Here is a 21,947-nt window from a genome sequence, read left to right as displayed (position 1 = left end):
TTTTCAAAAGTCAGGATCATTGTATCTTATTTTCTGTAATCCTGTCAATATGATGGGGAGAAACCTCTTCCGGCAGCACCTTTTCAAGAAACAGCTCTGCGATCTGGACGTCAAACTCAGTACCTGCCGATTCTCTTATGCTTCTAGTCACTTCCTCCTTTGTCATTGCCTCCGCAGATCCCCTTGGATGCACCATGGTATCGTATGCATCGGCAAGCCTGAGAATTCTGGACTGGATAGGGATGTCCTCCCCGACAATTCCTCTGGGGTATCCCTGCCCGTCCATCTGCTCGTGGTGGCAAAGTACATACTGGGCAACCTGGGCAAATTCACTGGAGGCCTTCAAGATCTGATAGCCCTTTTCCGAGTGACGTTTATATTCTGCCCATTCCTCTTGTGAAAACGGCTCTGCTTTGCGCAGCAGTTTTTCTTCCATTCCGATTTTGCCGATATCGTGGAGAAACCCTGCTGTTATGATTTCATTGATTGCTTCCTCGCTCAGCTCCATTGCCTCAGCAATTTTGCCGCAGAGTCTTCCGACTCTTCTGCTGTGTTCTTCTTCCGTATGGTTTTTTGTGTACAAGGCATGGGTGATGATTTTAATGGTCTCATTCCTCATGCTGTTGCTTTCATTTAGCTTACGGCGATACATGGTATTTTCGGCTTCAATGAAGATGCTCTCCATTTCCTGCTCCATGGATTGTTTTGTGGCCGCGCCAAAGGATACAGACAAAACCGTATTTCCGCAACGTTCTGCTGCAAGCGCTTTTTTGATTCTTGCAATAATCCGGTCTGTCTCCTCCCCATCCGTCCGGGGCAGTAAAATAACAAATTCGTCTCCGCCGATCCTTGCAATCAGATCACCCTGACGAAACTCCCTGGTGAAAACCTCTGCCGTCCGGATCAGCAGTTGGTCCCCGGCAATATGTCCAAAAGCATCGTTGGTAAGCTTCAGTCCGTTTACATCTGCAAGAACCAGCGTGATCGGGAGATTTCTGATGTGATCAATCCTGCGAAGCTCCTCTTCGTAGAATCTCCGATTGTATAGGCCGGTCATCTGGTCATGGTAGCTCAGATAGAGAACCTCTTTCTCTGCCTTTTTTCGTTCTTCAATGTTTCGGCTCACTCCGACGATCTCTATTTCGCTTTTCTGATTGTATCGATATTTGGAGGATAATTCGAACCAAACCAGCTGTCCGTTCTTGTGGATATTCTTGACTTCCATGATATGTGCTTTTCCGCTTCCGGCGCCTTCGAGAAATTCCTTGATGATCTCTGTGGTTCTGTGTTCTATCAGCTTCAGATATTCCTCGGGGATTATCTGAGAAATTTTGAGCTCCATTGCCTCTTCGGGTTGATAACCCAGAAGTTGATATACAGACGGACTGATATAAGTGAACTTATCGTTTGTGTAATTAAACACCCAAATGATATCAGAAGCAAACTCAGTAATTAATCGATATTGTTCTTCACTGGCACTTAAAGCGTCTTGTGCCTTTTTCTGCTCTGTGATATCAATGATGAAATACTGAATAGCAGGATGCCCTTTCCAATCAATTTTAACGCCATGGGTCTCAATCCAAACGATTTCTCCATCCTTTCTAACGATGCGATATTGGGATCGCTCTGAATCCGCTCTGCCGGTGAGTCTATCATGATAAGACTTTAATGCAAGTTTGCGGTCTTCAGGATGGGTAAAATCAATAAAGGAACGTTCCGTGAGTTCTTGAACGGAATACCCGGTCATTCTTTGAACCATGGGATTAAAAATTTGGATGCAGTTATTCTGTACAATCAGAATGCTCTCTCCTGCGTTCTCAAAGATCAGTCGGAACTTTTCCTCACTAATTTTAAGAGCAGTCTCCATTGCCTTGCGTCCTGTTATATCGTGATGGGTGGAAAGGATTGCAAGCTGATTATGATATTTGATCATCATACCGCTTCCCCTGGCCCAGAACTGATTCCCCTTGTCAGTCCTCAGATGCATTTCAAAATCCTGAATTTGTTTCTGTTCTTCAATTGCGCTCAGAAAATTACGCCTGTCCCTAATATCTATCCAAAATGGAAGTGTGCTTTTTCGGTTGATTACTTCTCCGCTCATTTCAAATAATTTCATTCCGGCTGCATTGATGTAGAGGATCATGCCGTCGAAATGTGATATGATCAAGGAAAAAGGAAGATTATCAATCAGCCGATGAAACTGCATCTCATTTTCCTTCAGCAGCTCCATTAAGCTCTCCCGTTCGGCCAGCTGCTGCTTTTCCTTGGAAATATCAAGAAAATTTACGGCGAAGTAATTTTTTTCGTGGGAGTATACCTGGATACGATACCATCGTTTCAAACCGGTGGAATACTGCTCGAATTCCGCAGTGCCCCCCTCAAGCGCTATTTTTCCATAAGTGCCTACAAAGTCAAAGGCTTCATTTCTGATTCCAGGGATGACCTCAGTAACTCTTTTTCCTAAAATGGATTCTCCAATCAACCCTGTCATTTCCTCAAAAGCAGGATTTACTTCAAGAAAGATATAATCACATGGTTCGCTATAGGAATCTAAAACAATTTTGTGGTAGGCAAACGCCATCGGAGAATTTTTCAATATCATACTATAGCGTTCTGTTTTCATCGTATTGACCCTCCCGCATCTTTCATTATGCCTTTTCAATTTCCTTCTTTTCTCTGTGGTGGTTTGATTTTTTCCTAAAAGAGTAGTGGTTAAAATATACCCCTGATCAAATCAATTCATTCATGCTTCAACAAAAATGTAGCGTATTTTAAGAAGTGTCAGCCCATTTCAGCAGGAAAAACAGTATGCAGCAGGAATTAATTCGCAACAGAACTTCTATAATACGTTATAATAGAATAAATTCGGCAGACTGTCCATTTTAGCAATGCCTGCCAAAATGCGGGATAGGATAGGGTAGAAAGAGAGGAAGTAAGATGACTGTCAGTTCGGAAAAAGAAAGAAAAGCTTTGGAGAAAATCGGAAAAATCGTTTCCATAGCCAGAGAGGAAATGATCAAAGCTGTCAAACCTGGAATTACAACCAAAGAGCTGGATGAAATTGGAGGGGCAGTTCTTTCGGAGTTCGGTGCTACATCTGCCCCCAAATCAGAATACAATTTCCCCGGAATTACCTGCATCAGCGTAAATGATCAGGCCGCCCACGGAATTCCCGGCCCCTTGATGCTAAAATTTGGTGATATGGTCAATGTGGATGTTTCCGCAGAACTGGATGGCTACTTTGCCGATACCGGCGCCACCGTTGTTCTTGATCGTGATGCCGCACTGAAAAATAAACTGTGCGACTGCTCTAAGGCTGCTTTGATGAAAAGTATCTCACGGGCGAGAGCTGGCTGCAGGTTGAATCTCATCGGCAAGACCATCTATGAGGAAGCCCAAAACAATGGCTTTACCGTCATCAAAAACCTGGGCGGGCACGGGATCGGCAGAAGACTCCACGAGGATCCTGCTCACATACTGAATTATTATAGTAAGTGGGATGCACGACTGATGAGATCAGGACTTGTTCTTGCGGTTGAGACCTTTCTTTCGACAAAAGCAGAATATGTTACGGAAGCCAAGGATGGCTGGACACTGAAAACTCCTGACGGCAGTCTGGTAGCTCAATTTGAGCATACCATCATCGTAACCGATGGGGAGCCGATTATTCTTACCGCTTAACTTGGTAAAATATCTTTATTCATTATAATCCTTATCAATTGAAAAGTAAGGTAATAGAATCTTTACAAATTAAGGGCCGACCATAAACGATTTTTCTATCGCTTGTGATCGGCCTTATTTTTAGTTATTTTCTCCCGTTATGGTCTCTCTGCGCAGTCAATCCCAGAGCTTTTCCGGGTACAGGCCTTTGTCCTTCATAGACTGCAGGGCATTTACTACCGATTCCCGGTCTTCCTTATAGGTGACGCCATACCATTTGTCTCTGGATTCCAGCACCTTAATCCTCGCCTTGTTCTCAGAAGTCAGCTGATCTACCGCAAGTGGCAGAAAGTATTCCCCCTTTAACGGATTCTCGGCTATAGCTTTGTCTAAAAATGCAGGGAAACGGGCCTCCATTTCTTTCATCATACTAGGTGTAAAGCCCCAGAAGTTCATGGATACAGTGGTTCCCGCAGGAACGGTAAACCATTCCTCATCATTTTCTGTGTATTGAATTTTTCCGTCGCGCCACATAATTTTTGTACGTTCTTTGATGCCTGCCAGATAGCCGTCTGCTGTCGTCTCGCAAACACCCCTGGCCACATGACCGTTTTCCGTCAGTGTATTCTCAAGCAGGTATCCCACCATGCTGTAGCAGTACTGCTCCCCGTCCTCGGCTTTTTCCAGGAAGTCGTACATGGAGTGGAACGCTCCGGCGCCGTAATAATCGTCTGCATTGATTACTGCAAAGGGTCCTTTGACTTTATCCTTGCAGCTCAGAACTGCGTGGCAGGTTCCCCAAGGTTTTACCCTTCCTTCGGGCACCGAATATCCGGGAGGCAGGTCGTTGATATCCTGGAACGCATATTCTACCTCAATAAACCGTCCCGCACGATTATCAATCAATGCCCTGAAATCCTCTTCCATTTCTTTTTTGATAATGAAAATTACTTTTTTAAATCCGGCCATCACTGCGTCATATAAAGAAAAATCAATGATCAATTCCCCTGCAGATCCAACGGGATCCATCTGCTTCAGACCTCCGTATCTACTGCCCATACCGGCTGCCATGACAATCAATACTGGTTCTTGCATATCTTTTTCACCTCATCATTATTACTCATTTACTCGGGAAGCGCTAAATAATCAGCGTTTTTCCAATTCATCTTTCAGATGTCTGTAGTGTTTCAGGATGCTCCTTTCACACGCGAGCATTGAAAAATCTCAGTTTTTTAGGTTTCCACCTGTTACCAATTTTATACCAGCCACCAATTCTTTACAACCATTAAATGTACCATGGACAAAACAGGATTGAAGAAGAATTAAAATCTGGTATGATAGAAAAGGGAAGACATTTGTATGTCAGGGAAACCAGCGGCATACTGCAACCCACAGCATATTCAATAAAAGAAACAGATACACAGGAGGCTACACATGACAGTACTTGTTACCGGAGGTGCCGGATACATCGGCAGCCATACCTGCGTCCGCCTGCTTGAATGCGGTTATAAAATTGTAGTGATTGACAACATGAGCAACAGTCATCCTGAAGCACTGCGCAGGATAAAGCTTCTCACCGGGAAAGATTTTCGCGTTTATCAGGAAGATCTGCGCAACGAGGAAGTCCTGAATAGAATCTTCAGCGAAAACCAGATTGAAGCAGTGATTCACTTTGCGGGCTTCAAAGCGGTTGGTGAGTCTGTGCAGCAGCCGCTGAAATATTATGATAATAACTTAAACTCTACCGTAACACTGCTCAAGATTATGGAACGATACCACGTGAGAAATCTGGTATTCAGTTCGTCCGCTACCGTTTACGGGAATCCGGGCTCTGTTCCTATTTTGGAAGATTTTCCACTCTCTGCCACAAATCCCTACGGTATGACGAAGCTCATGATAGAGAACATCTTAAAGGATATCCACAAAACAGACAAGCACTGGAACATTGCATTGCTTCGATATTTCAACCCCATAGGCGCCCACGAAAGCGGCTTGCTGGGAGAGAACCCAAACGGCATCCCGAACAATCTGATGCCCTATATTACACAGGTCGCCGTGGGCAAGCTGGAAAAGCTCGGCGTATTTGGAGATGATTATCCAACCAAGGACGGAACTGGAGTCAGGGACTATATCCATGTCGTAGATCTGGCAGACGGACATCTTGCAGCACTAAAGCAGCTTGATGCAGGATGCGGACTTCTGATCTGCAATCTTGGAACCGGCATTGGATACAGTGTTCTGGAAATGGTAAAAGCCTTTGAGACCGCCTCGGGGATAAAGATCCCTTATGAAATAGCTGGCAGACGTTCCGGAGATATCGCCGTCTGCTATGCGGATGCAAGCAGGGCAGAAAGAGAACTCTCCTGGAAAGCAGTCCGAAGCCTTGAGGAAATGTGCCGTGATAGCTGGAATTGGCAGAAAAAAAATCCCTGCGGCTACACCGGAAGTCCGTCGATATAGCACTCTTGAAGGTTGAAGTTCTTATCACAGACAACAAAGTCAGCTTGTTTTCCAACAGCTATACTTCCCACACGATCCTCTTCTCTGATTGCTTTCGCTGGATTTGCAGAAGCAGCCTTGATGGCATCCTCTGCTCGGATCCCAAAGGAAATCGCTTTTTGCATACACTTGTATAGATCTGTGGTAGACCCTGCAAAGGTGACTCCATCGGACAATACCGCTGCACCGTTTTTCATCAATATTTTCTGACCGCCGGACTCGTAGATCCCTTCCGGCATGCCGAGGCAGGAAAGGGCATCACTAATCAGAATGATTCGATCCGCCGAGAACATTGCAAATGCGGCTCTGACTGCACTTTCATGGACATGCGCACCATCACAGATCAGCTCTGCCATTACTTGATGCGCTTCAGCCCCTGCACCGATCACCCCGGGCTGCCTGTGCAATAGCGGTGGCATCGCATTGAATAGATGGGTCAGCTGCCGCGCTCCTGCATTGATGGCCATTTTTGCAATCTCATAGTCAGCGTTGGTGTGCGCAAGGGATACGGTAAAGCGGCTGCTTATTTTCTCAATGAAGTCCAATGCACCAGGAAGCTCCGGTGCAATGCAGACAATTTTTAAGAGTCCGCCGGAGGCCTTATCCAAACGTTCTACCATATGGACATCCGGCAGCATCAAATACTCTTCCGCTTGTGCGCCTTTCTTCTCCTTGGAGAAATAGGGTCCTTCCATATTGATACCTGCAAGGCGTGATATCCCGGCTGGCTGTTTCGCATGGAATTCAGCAGCATTCCGGTAAGCCTTCTCCAAAACTGCCTCCGGCATAGTCATGGAAGCAGGTGCAAAGGACGTTATTCCTCTGCGTGCAAGGGAGGCTGCAATCTTTGTCAGCCCGTCAAAATCTGTTACAGAAAAATCCTCCCCCGAGTTTCCATGAAAATGAATATCAATCAAGCCTGGAATCACATATCGGCCTTCCAAATCAATCCCGGACTCGGTCTCTTCAAAGCTGGCAAAAATCCCGTTCTCTACTGTAAATCCTCCCTTGCGGAAGGTAAAATCATCTCCTAAAATAATGGCGTTTTTGAATTTCACGTTTGTTTCCTCCCCTGCTTAATAACCAATTTATTTTATTGATCGTTATATTTTATTCATTTCATTATACCACGGCGTCGCGCTGTTACCCATCAATCCTCTGTATATTATGCAAAAACTTGAGTAAAAGAAGTCAGAGATTCTTTCCTTTCGTTTTCGTCCATACCTCCATAAAAAAATGCGGTTGTATTCTATAATGGCTGCCGTATATAATAGTCTTTAACAAGAAACGGGAGTGTAAAAAAAGTGATGAACAATCGAATATTTTTAATCGGCTATATGGGTTCTGGAAAAAGTACCGTTTCCAGTATTTTAAGTGAAAAAACTGGTTTTCCTTGTATCGATATGGATCAGGAAATTGAAAGTGCAGAAGGTATGCCAATTCGAAAAATTTTTATGAAATATGGAGAGCATGAATTTCGCAATAAGGAGTCCGAGCTGCTGGATAAACTCTGTCATGTAACTGGAGCAGTGGATCTGCTGGCCGGAGAGGCGACGGGAGAGGCAAAGGTCTTAAACAAGGTCAGTAAGTATGAAGCCTTCGGCCAAATTGAAGGCGGCCTGATCGTATCCTGCGGCGGCGGCGTCATTTTGGATGATTTGAATCGTACGATCTTAAATCAACAATGTACGATCTTTCTTGAGGCAGATCCGAAAACACTGTTTCAAAGAGTCAACGGAGACGAAAATCGACCGTTCGCCTTCATGGATGTGCAGAATGAAAATGAGCGACTTCAAAAGTTTTTGAGCCTATACCAAAAGAGAGAGGCCCTTTACAGAGAAGCTGCAGCCATCACCGTACAAACAGACGGCAAATCCCCGCAGGAGATTGCAGATGAGATTGTTCATCTGATCAAATAAGAGAACCAGAGTCCGAGCGCTTTCATGAAAAGCAATTCCCGGCCTCTGGCTCAGTAAAGTGGGCAGTTTCATCCAGCTGGATTCTTCATGGCAAGTGGGCAGGTTTCATCCAGCTGGATTCTTATGAACTGTGACTTGCTATTTTTTTCCGTAGTAGGCTGATAGATACATTTCCTTGATCTCGCTGATCAGTGGATATCGGGGATTGGACCCTGTGCACTGATCGTCAAAGGCTTCTTCGCACATCACATCCAATTTTTCAAGAAATGCTTTCTCATCAATGCCGTACTCACGAATGGACTTTGCAATACCAATAGTAGCCTTTAATTCTTCAATCTTAGCAATCAGGCAATCTAGCTTTTCCTGGTCATTGCTGCCGGAAAGGCCCAGGTAGTTGGCAATCTCCGCATATCGCTGCAACGTGTGCGGATATTGATATTGCGGGAATGTACCCATTTTTGTGGGAACCTCCGCAGAATTATATTTCATTACTTCCGTGATTAGCAGGGCATTGGCGACGCCATGCTGCACATGATGATGCGCGCCCAACTTGTGGGCCATGGAGTGGCAGACTCCTAAGAACGCATTGGCAAAGGCAATGCCTGCAATCGTGGAAGCATTGGCCATTTTCTCACGGGCCTCCACATCATCTCGTCCATATTTATAAGCCCTCGGCAGATAATCAAATACCAGTTTGGCAGCTTTTAAAGCCAATCCGTCAGTATAATCTGTCGCCAGCATGGATGCATACGCCTCTATGGCATGGGTTAGTGCGTCGATGCCGGAGGAAGCGGTCAGACTTCTGGGCTGCTCCATCATCATTTCCGCATCGCTGATGGCCATGGTGGGAAGCAGCGCGTAATCTGCAATAGAGTATTTCGTATTTGTCTTTTCATCCGTTATGATTGCAAAGGGAGTAACCTCCGAACCTGTGCCGGAAGAGGTTGCAATGCAAACCATAATCGCTTTGACCCCCATCTTTGGAAACGTATAAACCCTCTTTCGAATATCCATGAACCGCATGGCCAAGTCATTGAAATCTGCCTCTGGATGCTCATACATAATCCACATAATCTTTGCAGCATCCATTGCTGATCCGCCGCCCACTGCGATGATGACGTCAGGAGCAAAGGCAGAAAGCGCAGCAGCACCTGCTTTCGCACAGGCAAGAGTCGGGTCGGGTGATACGTCAAAGAAGGTATGATGAACGATTCCCATGCTGTCCAATTGGTCTGTGATAGCTTTTGTATATCCATTTTTATACAGAAAGGTATCCGTTACAATAAATGCCTTCTTATTATTGTAAACCTCCTTGAGTTCTTTCAGGGCAACTGGCGTACAACCCTTCTTGAAATAAATTTTCTCCGGAAGTCTAAGCCAAAGCATATTTTCTCTCCTTTCAGCCACGGTTTTAATATTCAGAAGCTCTTTAACCCCTACATTTTCCGAAACTGAATTCCCTGCCCAGGAACCGCACCCAAGGGTGAGGGAAGGAAGAAGTCTGAAGTTATAGATATCTCCGATGCCGCCTTGGGATGAAGGAGTGTTGATCAGAATACGGCAGGTTCTCATGGTATCTTCAAAAACTTTGATCTTTTCAATTGCTTTTTCAGGATCTACGTACAGGACGGCAGTATGGCCGATTCCTCCGTCAATCACAAGCCGCTCTGCAATTTTCAGTCCTTCTTCAAAGTCCTTGCTCTTGTACATTGCAAGAATTGGAGAGAGTTTTTCATGGGCAAAGGGTTCAATGGTTACATCAAGCTCGGAAACCTCTCCGATCAGCATTTTCGCATCCTTAGGGCATTCAAACCCTGCAAGCTTAGCAATCTGATAGGGACTTTTTCCTACGATCTGAGCATTAATATTTCCCGCAGCGTTCAAAATGATCTTTCGAACCAGATCCTTTTCCTTATCATTGAGAATGTAACAACCGCGCAGCTCAAATTCTTTTTTACACTGGTTGTAAACTTTTTCGGTGATGACAACCGATTGCTCTGAAGCGCAAATGGTTCCATTATCAAAGGTTTTGGAATGGATAATAGAATTCACTGCCATGAGAATATTCGCGGAATCATCAATTAAAGCCGGCGTATTGCCGTTGCCTACACCCACTGCAGGATTGCCGGAGGAATAGGCGGATTTTACCATGCCGGGGCCGCCGGTGGCCAAAACCATATCTGCTTCCTTCATGACCTCAACGGACATCTCAATGGATGGCTCATCGATCCAGGCTATGATACCGCTGGGCGCCCCCGCTTCCACTGCTGCATCAAGCACAACTTTAGCGGCTGCAATGGTACACCTTCTTGCACCTGGATGGGGAGAAAAGATAATCCCATTTCGGGTTTTTAACGAAATAAGTGCTTTGAAGATCGCTGTTGATGTCGGGTTTGTCGTTGGAATAACGGCTGCGATAACACCGACGGGTTCGATGATCCTCTTAATCCCGAAAGACGTGTCTTCCTCCAGGATACCGCAGGTTTTTACATCCTTATACGTATTATAGATGTACTCGGAGGCAAAATGATTTTTGATTACCTTATCCTCCACAACCCCCATCTTCGTTTCTTCTACCGCCAGTTTCGCCAGCGAAATCCTGTTTCTGGTGGCTGCAGTTGCCGCAGCCAGAAAAATCTTATCCACCTGCTCCTGACTGTAAGAGGCAAACTTTCGCTGCGCTTCCTTTACCTCTTCAAGCCTCAGCTTTAACGATTCAGTGCTGTTCACAACTTCCGGTCTTACTGGAAGCTCTTCCGTCTTTTTTTTCTCTGCCATTTAAAATCCTCCATTTCGTTCGAAACTCGATTCAAAACTTCTTTGAGCATACCACTTTAGATATGATCGGGTTGGATTTCTCGCCAGCTTCTATCACTATGACCCATGCGAAAAACAGATGGCCTTATGATCTTCGGATAGAAACCTACAAAAGTTCTGTTTAAATTGTGTTCATCCTATCATGTTTCAATTTTTTTCTCTACAAAAAACAAATAATACACCCTATACGCCTTTTGTGCATAGGATATATCATTTTTGATATGGATATCGTTATAATTTTAACGCCATGACTTAAGCAAGCAATAGACACCACTCTACTAGATAAAGAAGCGATAAAAATTCTGAGTGGTGACCCCTCTGCACTCCCCATTTCATTTAATAGGAAATGTTATTTCCTATTAAATGAAAAAAGCGGTCTCGTTATCGAAACCGCAAGGCATTCTTTTGATTGTCACCCAACACTTAACCGATTATGATGCTCCTAAAAATAACAGCCGTATTCCCGAATCCGCTCTCGCAAAAGGTCCAGAAAGTCCTTCTCACACTTTTTCTGCACGTGATTCTCTCGAAAAATCATCACATCCTTGATGTATTTTGCAAAAGCACCACACCGTTTCTGAACCAGACCATACTTATCAAGAATCTGCTGCGGCACGGGGGAAACCCACATGTAGGAGTCGGGAACTGTTGACAGAAGCTCATATTGGCTCCCTCTTTCATAGACATAAATCACCTTTTTCTGATGCCGCTCCTCTCTGTCATTATCGGACAAATCCACAAAGTCTCCCGAGGGAAGCCTCTGATCTCCCAGGAGAACTTCTATGCAGCCATTCAAATCATCATCAGACCGAATATGCTTGTCAGAGATCGTACTTTTCGCCGAGGTCAGCAACAGATAATCAAATTCTAAAACCATCCGATACTGCAGATTTTTTAACTTTAATAAGGAGAGAAAATACCCCTCATGCATAGAATTGTACCGGATGATACCAATGTCATAATGAAAATCAAGCACATTTCGAATGGTCTCCATTGAATTTGTCTCATGATAGTAAATGCGCAGATTATCCTCCTGACTGAGGGAGCTCGCATATTCTGCAAAGACTTCTGAGATATAGCTGGCCCTTGGTACGGAGATTTTCAGACTGATCCCACGATCGTTCAGATCCAGGTACGTACTTTTGAGACTATCCATCTGATACTGAATTTCTTTTGCATGATTCAGGAAGCGCTGTCCTTCTCGTGTCGTCTCGACACCCTTTGAAGTTCTCTCAAAAATGGTGATATCGAATTCCTTTTCCAGCTCCTTCACCGCTCTGCTTAGATTAGACTGGGCTACGTACATTTTTTTTGCGGCAAGGGAAATGGATCCATAATTATCGATTTCAATCACATATTTTAAATCTGTGAAATTCATACGATTGCCTCCTTCATAGGCACCTTTTTTCTACCTGAGTAGTTTTTCCTGCGGGGTTCTTTCTGCTTATCGTTTCAGTCTTATCTTTTTCAAGCTATTTCTTCTCGTTAAGCTCTTCTAATTTTGCTTTGATAATTTCTTCGACCTTTTCCGCCAGATTGTTTGCCTCCTGCTTGGAAAGCTCCTTTGTTTCGATGGCAGGGTGAATGAAGAAATCAACCTTTGCTCCCGATTGGACGTGCCCCTTTTCCTCGAAGACATGGTACGTACCATTCAGCGTAACAGGTACAACAGGGATGCCTGGTTTTGTGGCAAGGCGAAGGCTTCCTTTTTTAAACTCACCCATGTGAGAGCCCTTGCTTCTGGTCCCCTCAGGAAATATGACGAGAGAAAAGCCGCGATTCAACAGCCCAATCCCCTCTTCTATGGTTTTCAGGGAAGCTCTGGGATCGTCACGCTCGATGAAGACACTGCGAATATCTCTGATCCATTCCCCGAATACTGGTATTTTTCCAAGGGAGTTCTTAGCGACAAAGCCGATCTGCTTCATGTTGATCACTGCGCCGTAAACGGGAATATCCGCATAGCCCTGATGGTTTGAAACAAAAACAACCGGTCCGTCTGGAATATTCTCTAGCCCCGATACATTTAGCTCAATCTTATACTTTTTCATGATGCCTTTTCCCCAGGTCGTCGTGGAATTCAGGATTTGCTCCCGTTCTTTTACATCGTCCCCAGCATCTCTATGATTTTTGATTTTAAAATGAAAGGGTCTCAGATGTCTCAGATTGAAATACATCCAAAACGCAAAGCATATATTTTTATAGATCCGATAAATTTTTCCCATGTTCTTCTCCTTTGAAGATTGATTCTTTCTGTTATAATATTCCGGTAGTTATGGTATCATAAGTGCAAGCCGACCCCGGTTCACTTCATACCAATACAATAAATGACTTCGTACAAAATCGTAGATTTTGCTTCAAGTATTTTGTATTTATTGTATCATAAAACCAGTATTATTTACAATTCGAAGGGAATTAAGTGATGCAAAAAAAAGCCAATCACAAAAAATTTATCAGCAGAAGCAGAGCAACGATGGCAGCAGCCGGATTTCTTCTATTCTCTGTCATCGCATATTTCATTTCCTCCAGAGAGGTTTTGGCTTTTGATACGGTCATTCGTCAGGAAATTTATAACCTTCGAAATGATACGCTTACGATTATTTTAAAGGTGATTACCTATACGGGGAACTGGCAGTCGGTAACGCTGATCTGCTGTGTTCTGCTTGCCATCTCCCGCCTGCGGTTTTCTTTCGGTTTTCCCGCCGCTATTACAGCGGTGATCTGCACTTTGATTCAAGATACGCTGAAGCTCATGTTTCAACGGATCCGCCCGGATGTATCCCTTCATCTCATCCAGCAAGGTGGATTCAGCTTCCCCAGCGGTCACTCCTTCACCAACTTTGTTTTCTTCGGCATGATCATCTTTTTATGCAGACGAAAACTAAAAAACAGAGTTACTTCCAATTGGATTACAGCCCTTTTAGGCTGCCTGATCTTTCTCATCGGCTTCAGCCGAATCTATCTTGGCGTCCACTATCCCACCGACGTGTTAGGCGGCTGGGCTTTGGGTTTATGCCTTCTCATGATCCTCATCTCAGTAATGGATTTCTTTCAAAAGGATCCTCGCCATTAACGACGGTGGGCAGGCGTGCTTAATAAATAAGGCTTTTCGTCCATTTTCTCTCATTTTTTACTGTTTTATTTTCTTTTCTTTCGGGTTGTCTCCATTCTTTCCTTCCTATATAATATTGAACCATATCATCCTTTTTGGTGTCGAAATCGGTCGAATTATTTGCACTGGAATTATTAAGTCACCTCTCAAAAGGGTATATTAATCAGAAGTCAATATTTGCCGCGGAATAGGACAAACTATTGAAATACTGATTGCATAAGAGGTTCAATTGAATGGCAGAAAGCTATGACGCTATGAGCGCTACAAATAACTTAGATAAAATACTCATCATAATTCCCTCTCTTCATCCCAATGAACGGCTGCTTGAGCTGCTGGAACGTCTGCGAAGCATGACTTCCCAGATGCTCAGCATTATCTTGGTGGATGACGGAAGCGGAGCTGCTTACTCAGATATTTTTCAAAAGGCACAGACGGATTTTTCCTGTATTGTTCTCACGAACAAGGTGAATCAAGGCAAGGGAAGAGCGCTGAAGAATGCGTTTCTTTATGTTCTGGACAATTTGCCTGATGTTACGGGTGTTGTTACAGTCGATGGAGATGGGCAGCATGCAGCAGAGGATGTTTTGGCATGCATGGTAAAACTGGCGGAAAATCCGGGACATCTCATCCTCGGATGCAGACAGTTTGACAGTCGTGAGGTCCCTTTGAAAAGCCGCTTTGGAAACAAACTGACAAAAAAGGTTCTTTGCCTGACAAGGGGAATCAATGTGGGCGATACGCAGACGGGGCTTCGTGCGATACCCACGTCCTATTTAAAGCTCCTTACATCAGTTGCGGGAGAACGATATGAGTATGAAATGAATGTACTGCTGGCATGCGGCGAAAATCGCATCCCCATTTACGAGGTTCCCATAAAGACCATTTATCTGGAGGGCAACAAGGGTTCCCATTTCCACCCTGTTTTTGATTCCCTGAAGATATACACCGTATTTATAAGGTACCTGATTTCTGCAGTGTCCTCTTTTCTTTTGGATGTGGCAGTATTTACCCTTTTGGTAATGCTCCTGAAAGGCTCCTTGCCGGGTCACTATATTTTCATCGCTACCGTGATCTCCCGAGGCTGCTCTTCGTTGTTCAACTATATTGCAAATAAGACCCTCGTATTCAAAGCACGGGTAAAAGCGGGCTCTGCAGCCAGATACTACGTGCTTGCAGTGTCCCAGATGGCGGCTTCTGCCCTTCTGGTCACTGAGATCTTTTCCCTTATTCCGGGCGCCGGAGAAACAATGATTAAGATTCTTGTGGATACGCTCCTGTTCTTTTTAAGCTTTTATATCCAGCGCAAATGGGTATTCAAAAGCAAATAGCCCTGGTTTCAAGGGAAGCATGCCTGGGAAATAATTACGGCTAACCCCCGGCAGAATTACTGCTAACCCCGGCAGAATTACTGCTAACCCCGGCAGAACAAAAACAGATATTGAGGTGCTGGAAAGTGTTTGAGAAAAAGAAGCTGCAAACTGTAATTTTTATTTGTTCAACCGTATCAATGTGCGTCTATTTGCTATGGCGTCTGATCTTTACCCTTCCCATACACGAAGGCGTGATCGCATTGATTATGGGGATTTTGCTTCTAAGCAGTGAGATTGTTGCTGCTCTTGGCTCCTTTGAACTTTTTTGGCGTAAAAACAGAGAATTCGAAGTGGAGCTTCCGGTGATTCCAAAGAGCTGGTTTCCCCATGTAGACGTATTTATTGCGACCCATAATGAACCAACAGACCTCTTATATAATACTGCCAATGCCTGTACGTTTATGGAGTATCCGGATAAGAGCAAGGTCCACATCTACCTTTGCGATGACGGGAACCGAAAAGAAGTTGCGGCACTGGCAAAAGAGCTGGGCGTAGGCTACCTTCCCCTTGCAGACAATAAACATGCAAAATCAGGTAACCTGAACAATGCGCTGTCTCAGACGAGTTCTCCCCTGGTGGTCACCTTTGACGCAGATATGATTCCCAGAAGCAGCTTTCTCATGAAATCTGTCCCTTATTTCTTCCTTCCCCGATTAAAAAAGACGCCTGATGGCAGGTGGACTGAACGGGAACGAGATGAAATAGACAAGCGCTACAGGATTGGATTTATCCAGACTCCGCAGAGCTTTTACAACCCTGATTTATTTCAGTACAATCTGTTTGCCGAGCGGAATATTCCCAATGAGCAGGACTTCTTTACAAAGGAAGTCAACGTCATGCGCAACAGTTCCAATGCTCCGGCTTACACTGGTTCCAACACCGTGCTGGCCAGAAGCGCACTGGAAGAAATCGGCGGGTTTCCTACCGATACCATCACCGAGGATTTCGAAACCGGCATAAAAATTCAGAGCCTGGGATATACAACCTATGCCACCACAGAGGTTTTGGCCAGCGGCCTGACCCCTACTTCGATCAAGACCATGATTTCACAGCGTGTCCGGTGGGCGAGAGGCGTCATACAGAGTATCAAAAACTGTAAGGTTCCCTTCAACAAAGGACTCTCTATCTCCGCACGCATCAGCTACATGGTCAGTTACTCCTACTGGTGGTCCTTTGCAAGGCGTATTATTTTTACCATGTCGCCCATCCTGTTTGCACTGTTTGACCTTCGAATTGCGGTCTGCGGCTTTTGGGATCTCCTGGCGTTCTGGGCGCCTTCTCATCTGTTTTACAGTCTGGCCATGCGAAGTCTTTCCAGTGATACCAGAAATCAAAGATGGTGCCAGATCATCGATACCATCTTGGCTCCCTATCTGGTTTTACCGGTGATTTTGGAAGATCTGGGAATGAAGCAGATGAAGTTTCAGGTTACCAGAAAAGGCAGCGAGGAGCGGGAGAAGGAATTTACGTTCCACTATGCGATCCCCCATTTGATCATGCTTGGCCTTTCCGCGGCAGCACTGATTCGGTTTACCAGCGGAAAGTACGGCCTTGCACTGATTTATAGCAGTATCATTATTTTCTGGCTCATCTACAACGTAATCAACCTTGCTTACGCTGTTTTCTTCATGCTTGGCAGGAGAATCTACCGCAAGAGTGAACGTTTTGATGCGACGCTGCCAATGCAAATATTCTATGAGGACAGAACCATTGACGCACATACCGTAAATATATCTGAAGGAGGTCTGGCCTTTTCGCTAAACCGTCCAGAATACATTCCTCCTGATCAGACCATTCGCTTTCATGTTTATAACAACCAGTACCGTGCAATTTTCGACGGAGTGGTAATCTACGTCAAACAGGCGGGTAATAAGTGGTACTACGGGGTAACCATCAAATCCCTCGATGGGGAAAATAAAAGGCAGTACATGCAGCTCATTTATGACAGGATGCACTCCCTGCCCACAAAGATGAACGTTTGGATTACCGCCTTTGATGATCTTACCAACAACATGAGCATACGAATGGAAAAGCAGCGGTCAGACCTGCGGGCCCTTCCCAGGATTGATCTGTACAAACCCATCCGTTTTGACGACGGAAGTCACTGCGTGCTGGTGGATTTTAATTACCGGTTTGCGATGGCAAAGGACCTTTCTGCATGGGGCTCTCACGAAAAGGGGAATAAATTGAAGCGCACACGAGAAAAGCAGAGTGGCGGCATTCGAGAAAAGAGAGACAAGCATGGACAAGAAAGCGGTGATACCAGCGCGAAAGAAACGCGGTATACCTGTACGCTGGGGCCGGATTTACAATTGGTTCTTGCACCTGTTAAAAATGACATGGACAGCATCCGAGAGGGTGTACTGATGCGCGTGGTAAACTGGCAGGAATTGATTTACAGTCAGGAGTTTAAGCGCATTTTAACTGGATGGAGCATGGAGCGGCAGAATGAGCTGCAGGCGAAGGCTGCGGAGGCAGAGGAAGTCCAAAATCTCTAGCGAAGGCTTCCTATTTCATATTAATGATGAGCCATATCAATCATTTCAATCTGATCAATAAAAAGGCACTAATAGAAGGCAATAAAAAAGGAGAGCTACTAAAATGGAACTGATCATGACAGTTTTGCGTTTTCTGATCCTGCTGATTTCCTGCCTGGGTTATATCATGTTATTCCGGCAGGTTCTTTCCATCCACACAAAACTCAGCTGGATCTTTACATTTTCCATCATCACTTGCATCCTCTATTTTGCAGGTCTTGCCGGTGTTCTTTTCTATGCATTCAGCGGTGTCTTTGTGGGCGGCCTGGGGCTCTTTCTCTTTTTTCTTCTCACAGGAAGGCTTAGAATTCTGATTAACCTGAAAGCACTGAATATGCTGAATATCGTCTATTGCATTGGTTTTGGCATGATATTCACTTCTTTGATCAACACCCAGTATATTCACTATGATAATTTCTCTCACTGGGGACTCATTGTGAAGTACATGCTCATGACCAATGAGTTTCCCACAGCAGCTTCCGCACTGGTTGACTTTAAAACCTATCCTCTGGGAAGCTCCGTATTCCTTTATTATGTCTGCCGGGCAGCGGGAAATTCTCAGGGGGTTATGCTTGTTGGTCAGGCGATGCTGATCTTCGCTTGCTTTTACGCCATGTTCGGCGTCATTCGGGATAGCAAACGGTTTCTGCTCTGTTCCATCATGGCGCTCTGCTGCTCCGCCATGACCTTTTATAATATTTCCATCCGTATCAATAATCTGCTGGTGGATTTTATATTGCCCCTGCTGGCGCTTTCCGTGGTCAGCACTCTCTTCATTTATCGACAGGATTTCAAGCGCGCCTGTATCATCAGCGCCCCCGTACTGGCGTTGCTGGTGATTGTCAAGAACAGCGGCTTGTTTTTCGCTGCAATCTGCTATGTATATCTTCTGTGCCTCGCCTTTCAAAACAAGAAGTATCGAAGGCGGGAGCATAAAGCGGTCGCTTTGCTCATCGCCGTTCTCACCATCGCGGTTTCCTTGTCAACCTTCTTTGCTTGGAGCTACCATACCGAGACTGCATTCAAGGGGGAAAACACCAAACATACCATGAGTGTCGACAATTTCAATGAGGTCTCTTCGGAGAAAACACCTGAGATCCGGGCAGAAATCATGCAGAATTTTTTGAATGCGGTCTTTACGCTGGACAGTCTTTCCACACGGGGGATTGTTTTGTTCCAGCTATTCGCTCTGGCTGCCTGGTCCGCTGCATGGCTGATTTATAAAAGAACCTGGGCACTTTTAAAAGTGTTATTCTGGGTAGATATGGCCATTGTTCTCTATTATGCCGGGATTCTTGCCATGTTCATCTTTACCATGCCCACTGAGGAAGCTTTAATTCTGGCGGGGTTTGAACGGTATGCCTCCAGTATTGTCATCTTTCTCATTGGAACCCTTGCCATTTTTGGGGTACATGATGCAGAAAATACGCTGCATGTACAGCAAGGAGCAAAGCGAAATGCCATGGCCTTTAAAAGCCGCCTTTCAAAAAATGCTTATGAGACGGGAACGGTAATTCTCGCCGCAGCTGCGATCATCATTCTGCTCTCTGAGGTCAATGGAATGACCAGCATGAAGCTTTCCTATTCGGAGTCTCTGCCGGGGAAAGTATACCATATGGTAGGGGATCACTGGTCGGAGGAGGATGGGAAAAAATATTTATTCTATGCCTCCGATACCGACAGTCAGGTGACCAACTTTTATCTCCAGTATGCCGCAAGATATTTTTTATACGCACCCAATGTGGACGCTATTTATGAATTTGATCCGGATGCCTTCCGGAATCAGCTTAAGAAATATGATTATTTTGTAATTCTTGAAAGCGACGATAATATCGCTGCTTTTATGAAAGGGTACGGTAAGACGGACGATGTGACGGGGGTTTATCCTGTAACGGATACGTTCTTCTAGGAAACCAGTGCTTTCACCAGCTCGGGATAATTCCACTTTAGTTCCTTTCGGTTGAAGACGGAATCGTCCCACCAGATGCAGGGAATCTCCTGCTCTCCAGCGAGCTCTCTGACATACTTGACCCAGGCTGCACGGGAGGCTTCATTGTTTTTATCAAGGGCTCCGTACTCACCGATGATGACGGGAACGCCTCGCCTGTGGAAGATTCGTTTCAGATCACGGAACGCCTGATCAATTTCTTCCGTCTGTTCTTTCTTTGCCATCCAGTTCTTCGTTTGATTTTCTGCGAGGGTAAACTCGTAAGGCCGGTAAAGGTGCACCGATATGATGAATCGCTCACCCTTTGGCATCTGAAAATCAGATAAGGCTTCCGGAAGGGTACTGGCGCAGTAGGTAGGCAACAACAAGTAGCGATTCTGATTCTGCCCTCCGGTGGATCGCACTGTCTCTGCAAAAACAGCATTGAGCCGGTTCACAATCTTCCTTGCCTCCGGGGTTCCTGCATACCATTCCTCTGCCGTGCCGATGAGTCTTGGTTCATTCATGCTTTCAAAAAGAAGTTTCTCATCATAATTCTGAAAGCGCTCTGCAATCTGCTGCCAAAGCTTCCTCGTGATCGCTTCCGCTTTTTCTTCATTTGCCGCGGTAGGTGTATACCATGAATCATGATGGGCGTTCAAGATGACGTACATTTCGTTTGCGATACCGTAATCCACAACCTGCTGCACCCGATCCATCCAGGCAGGATCAATCACATAATTCTCGTCCATATGCTCATACCATGTGACAGGGACTCGCAGCGTTTGAAACCCTGCCTGTTTTATGGAATCAATCATCTCTTTTGTTGTATCAGGATTACCCCAATAGGTTTCGTACTTCTCCGGTGCTGCCAGCCTGTCATTCAGACCGTGGGCATCAAGGGTGTTTCCAAGATTGAACCCTGGATCAAGCTGAGAGGCAAAGCGTACATCCTGAAACATGAGGTTGTAAATGTAATATCCTCCATACAGCCCCGCAATCGCCAGCGGAAGAAGCAAAAAAAGGAGCCCCCGCCGCTTATTCCCGGGATGACCCTTTGAAGAAACCATCTCGATCGGGTTTCCTTTTCTGTTTCCCTTTGCGGTTGAAACTCCTGTCTCACTTATCATCATAACAATTTCTCCAGATCAATGATTTCATAAAACTGGTCATCACCCGTTCCCATGCAATCAGACTTTTGAGGGAACCGGACTCTTGAGAAAACCAGACTTTTGATGCGATCAGACTTTGATGCGATCAACCGTTTTCCGGCGCAACCAGTTTATGTAGAATCTCCTCAATGAATATGAAAAAGACTGTTCTTGATTTTTCATGTGGCTTTAGCCCTTGAGGCTGAGGGTATTTACAGAGCCAAAAGATCCGGTCACAGTTCGCCAGCAGACTTTTATTATACTCTTCTGCAATAGTCAGCACCTGGCATCCTTTTTCCCGTGAAATCCGATAGACATTTTCAAAGGAGCGAAACGTTCCCGTTGTTGTAAAAATCACCAGCAGCGTATTCTGATCTACCATGGTTTCCACGGAAATCTCATCCCCCACGACCTGAATGAATTTTCCAGAACAGCTCCTGAGCCGGTATTCGAAATACTGGGCACAGATAAAAGAAGGCCCGTAACCGAACAGAATGATTCGTTCATGGTTATTCATCAGTTCTATAAATTCATCTACCAAAGCCGGATCAAAGTCATCAATAAAATGCTTGATGCGCTCAAGCTCACTTGAGGTTTTCTTTTGCGGAAGTTCTCTTCCATAGAGAAAATCCATGAACTGCTTGTAATTTGTAAAACCGAGCTTTTTCACAAGTTTGGAAATTTTGGAGATGGAGCAGCCGCACAATTCCGCGGCATTGGTAATCTTTAAATCGGAATGAAGCTTGGAGCCTTCCAGCAGCCGCTCGTAAATCTGCTGCTCAAAAGAATTCAAATTGCTGAAATCGATGTTATTCATAGATCGTATCCTCTTCTCCTCATTTTCCTATTCTTCCCAACTGTGTATTTCTAATTCAATTTTATCATCTTAAAGCGCGTCGGTAAAGAGATTATATTCATTTTTAAGCTTTATTTGTGGAAAATTTTCCGTTTTATC

General features: G+C 44.9%; 15 protein-coding genes. 7 read left to right on the top strand and 8 right to left on the bottom strand.

Annotation, left to right across the window (positions count from 1 at the left end; translation table 11 throughout):
- Positions 1-16 precede the first annotated feature (16 nt).
- Positions 17-2,623, bottom strand: a complete 2,607-nt coding sequence (locus FRZ06_16695; protein ID QOX64869.1) for a PAS domain S-box protein — start codon at positions 2,621-2,623, stop codon at positions 17-19.
- A gap of 314 nt (positions 2,624-2,937) precedes the next feature.
- On the opposite strand from FRZ06_16695, the gene map reads away from it, so the two are divergent.
- Positions 2,938-3,681: a type I methionyl aminopeptidase gene (gene map / locus FRZ06_16690; GenBank protein ID QOX64868.1), complete on the top strand. Its 744-nt coding sequence runs from the start codon at positions 2,938-2,940 to the stop codon at positions 3,679-3,681.
- 156 nt (positions 3,682-3,837) lie between these two features.
- Here the strand turns inward: map and FRZ06_16685 are convergent, their stop codons facing one another.
- Positions 3,838-4,755, bottom strand: a complete 918-nt coding sequence (locus FRZ06_16685; protein ID QOX64867.1) for a nucleotidyltransferase — start codon at positions 4,753-4,755, stop codon at positions 3,838-3,840.
- Between the two features lie 339 nt (positions 4,756-5,094).
- Here FRZ06_16685 and galE point away from each other — a divergent pair, with 339 nt between their 5' ends.
- Positions 5,095-6,120 carry a UDP-glucose 4-epimerase GalE gene (galE, locus tag FRZ06_16680; protein ID QOX64866.1) on the top strand — a complete coding sequence of 342 codons (1,026 nt, stop codon included), beginning with the start codon at positions 5,095-5,097 and terminating at the stop codon, positions 6,118-6,120.
- Here galE and nagA read toward each other — a convergent pair.
- Positions 6,096-7,217: an N-acetylglucosamine-6-phosphate deacetylase gene (nagA, locus tag FRZ06_16675; GenBank protein ID QOX64865.1), complete on the bottom strand. Its 1,122-nt coding sequence runs from the start codon at positions 7,215-7,217 to the stop codon at positions 6,096-6,098. The two genes, galE and nagA, sit on opposite strands and share 25 nt — an antisense overlap.
- Positions 7,218-7,466: 249 nt before the next feature.
- On the opposite strand from nagA, the gene FRZ06_16670 reads away from it, so the two are divergent.
- The gene (locus FRZ06_16670) at positions 7,467-8,078 is read left to right on the top strand and encodes a shikimate kinase (GenBank protein QOX64864.1); all 612 of its coding nucleotides are present in this window, start codon (positions 7,467-7,469) and stop codon (positions 8,076-8,078) included.
- A gap of 138 nt (positions 8,079-8,216) precedes the next feature.
- On the opposite strand, the gene adhE is transcribed toward FRZ06_16670, so the two are convergent.
- The 3 genes from adhE to FRZ06_16655 all read right to left on the bottom strand — a co-directional run bounded on the left by adhE (position 8,217) and on the right by FRZ06_16655 (position 13,120).
- Entirely contained in the window at positions 8,217-10,856 is a 2,640-nt protein-coding gene (gene adhE / locus FRZ06_16665; protein ID QOX64863.1) for a bifunctional acetaldehyde-CoA/alcohol dehydrogenase, read from the bottom strand.
- A gap of 481 nt (positions 10,857-11,337) precedes the next feature.
- On the bottom strand, positions 11,338-12,273 hold the full coding sequence (locus FRZ06_16660; protein ID QOX64862.1) for a LysR family transcriptional regulator: 936 nt from the start codon (positions 12,271-12,273) through the stop codon (positions 11,338-11,340).
- Between the two features lie 94 nt (positions 12,274-12,367).
- The gene (locus FRZ06_16655) at positions 12,368-13,120 is read right to left on the bottom strand and encodes a 1-acyl-sn-glycerol-3-phosphate acyltransferase (GenBank protein ID QOX64861.1); all 753 of its coding nucleotides are present in this window, start codon (positions 13,118-13,120) and stop codon (positions 12,368-12,370) included.
- 194 nt (positions 13,121-13,314) lie between these two features.
- Here FRZ06_16655 and FRZ06_16650 point away from each other — a divergent pair, with 194 nt between their 5' ends.
- The 4 genes from FRZ06_16650 to FRZ06_16635 all read left to right on the top strand — a co-directional run bounded on the left by FRZ06_16650 (position 13,315) and on the right by FRZ06_16635 (position 19,823).
- Positions 13,315-13,968, top strand: coding sequence for a phosphatase PAP2 family protein (locus FRZ06_16650; protein QOX64860.1), 654 nt, complete (start codon positions 13,315-13,317; stop codon positions 13,966-13,968).
- 272 nt (positions 13,969-14,240) lie between these two features.
- Positions 14,241-15,335 carry a glycosyltransferase gene (locus tag FRZ06_16645; protein QOX64859.1) on the top strand — a complete coding sequence of 365 codons (1,095 nt, stop codon included), beginning with the start codon at positions 14,241-14,243 and terminating at the stop codon, positions 15,333-15,335.
- A 125-nt stretch (positions 15,336-15,460) separates the two neighbouring features.
- Positions 15,461-17,875, top strand: a complete 2,415-nt coding sequence (locus FRZ06_16640; protein QOX64858.1) for a glycosyltransferase — start codon at positions 15,461-15,463, stop codon at positions 17,873-17,875.
- Positions 17,876-17,978: 103 nt separating this feature from the next.
- On the top strand, positions 17,979-19,823 hold the full coding sequence (locus tag FRZ06_16635) for a hypothetical protein (GenBank protein ID QOX64857.1): 1,845 nt from the start codon (positions 17,979-17,981) through the stop codon (positions 19,821-19,823).
- Here the strand turns inward: FRZ06_16635 and FRZ06_16630 are convergent.
- A complete protein-coding gene (locus tag FRZ06_16630; GenBank protein QOX64856.1) occupies positions 19,820-20,974 on the bottom strand; it encodes a glycoside hydrolase family 5 protein in 1,155 nt (384 codons plus the stop codon). The two genes, FRZ06_16635 and FRZ06_16630, sit on opposite strands and share 4 nt — an antisense overlap.
- A gap of 124 nt (positions 20,975-21,098) precedes the next feature.
- A complete protein-coding gene (locus tag FRZ06_16625; protein ID QOX64855.1) occupies positions 21,099-21,809 on the bottom strand; it encodes a MurR/RpiR family transcriptional regulator in 711 nt (236 codons plus the stop codon).
- Between the last annotated feature and the right edge of the window lie 138 nt (positions 21,810-21,947).

The sequence above is a fragment of the Clostridiales bacterium genome (genome assembly GCA_015243575.1).
Classification (GTDB): Bacteria; Bacillota; Clostridia; order Peptostreptococcales; family Anaerovoracaceae; genus Anoxybacterium; species Anoxybacterium hadale.
The sequence above is the reverse complement of the archived record's forward strand: the minus strand, read 5'-3'. Positions and strand labels throughout refer to the sequence as shown.

Bases quoted from the DNA above. Each gene is read 5' to 3' on its own strand.
- FRZ06_16635 (QOX64857.1), top strand. From the start codon at position 17,979: ATGGAACTGATCATGACAGTTTTGCGTTTTCTGATCCTGCTGATTTCC.
- FRZ06_16655 (QOX64861.1), bottom strand. From the start codon at position 13,120: ATGGGAAAAATTTATCGGATCTATAAAAATATATGCTTTGCGTTTTGG.
- FRZ06_16660 (QOX64862.1), bottom strand. From the start codon at position 12,273: ATGAATTTCACAGATTTAAAATATGTGATTGAAATCGATAATTATGGA.
- FRZ06_16695 (QOX64869.1), bottom strand. From the start codon at position 2,623: ATGAAAACAGAACGCTATAGTATGATATTGAAAAATTCTCCGATGGCG.
- map (QOX64868.1), top strand. From the start codon at position 2,938: ATGACTGTCAGTTCGGAAAAAGAAAGAAAAGCTTTGGAGAAAATCGGA.
- FRZ06_16625 (QOX64855.1), bottom strand. From the start codon at position 21,809: ATGAATAACATCGATTTCAGCAATTTGAATTCTTTTGAGCAGCAGATT.
- FRZ06_16630 (QOX64856.1), bottom strand. From the start codon at position 20,974: ATGATGATAAGTGAGACAGGAGTTTCAACCGCAAAGGGAAACAGAAAA.
- FRZ06_16670 (QOX64864.1), top strand. From the start codon at position 7,467: ATGAACAATCGAATATTTTTAATCGGCTATATGGGTTCTGGAAAAAGT.
- adhE (QOX64863.1), bottom strand. From the start codon at position 10,856: ATGGCAGAGAAAAAAAAGACGGAAGAGCTTCCAGTAAGACCGGAAGTT.
- FRZ06_16685 (QOX64867.1), bottom strand. From the start codon at position 4,755: ATGCAAGAACCAGTATTGATTGTCATGGCAGCCGGTATGGGCAGTAGA.
- FRZ06_16645 (QOX64859.1), top strand. From the start codon at position 14,241: ATGGCAGAAAGCTATGACGCTATGAGCGCTACAAATAACTTAGATAAA.
- galE (QOX64866.1), top strand. From the start codon at position 5,095: ATGACAGTACTTGTTACCGGAGGTGCCGGATACATCGGCAGCCATACC.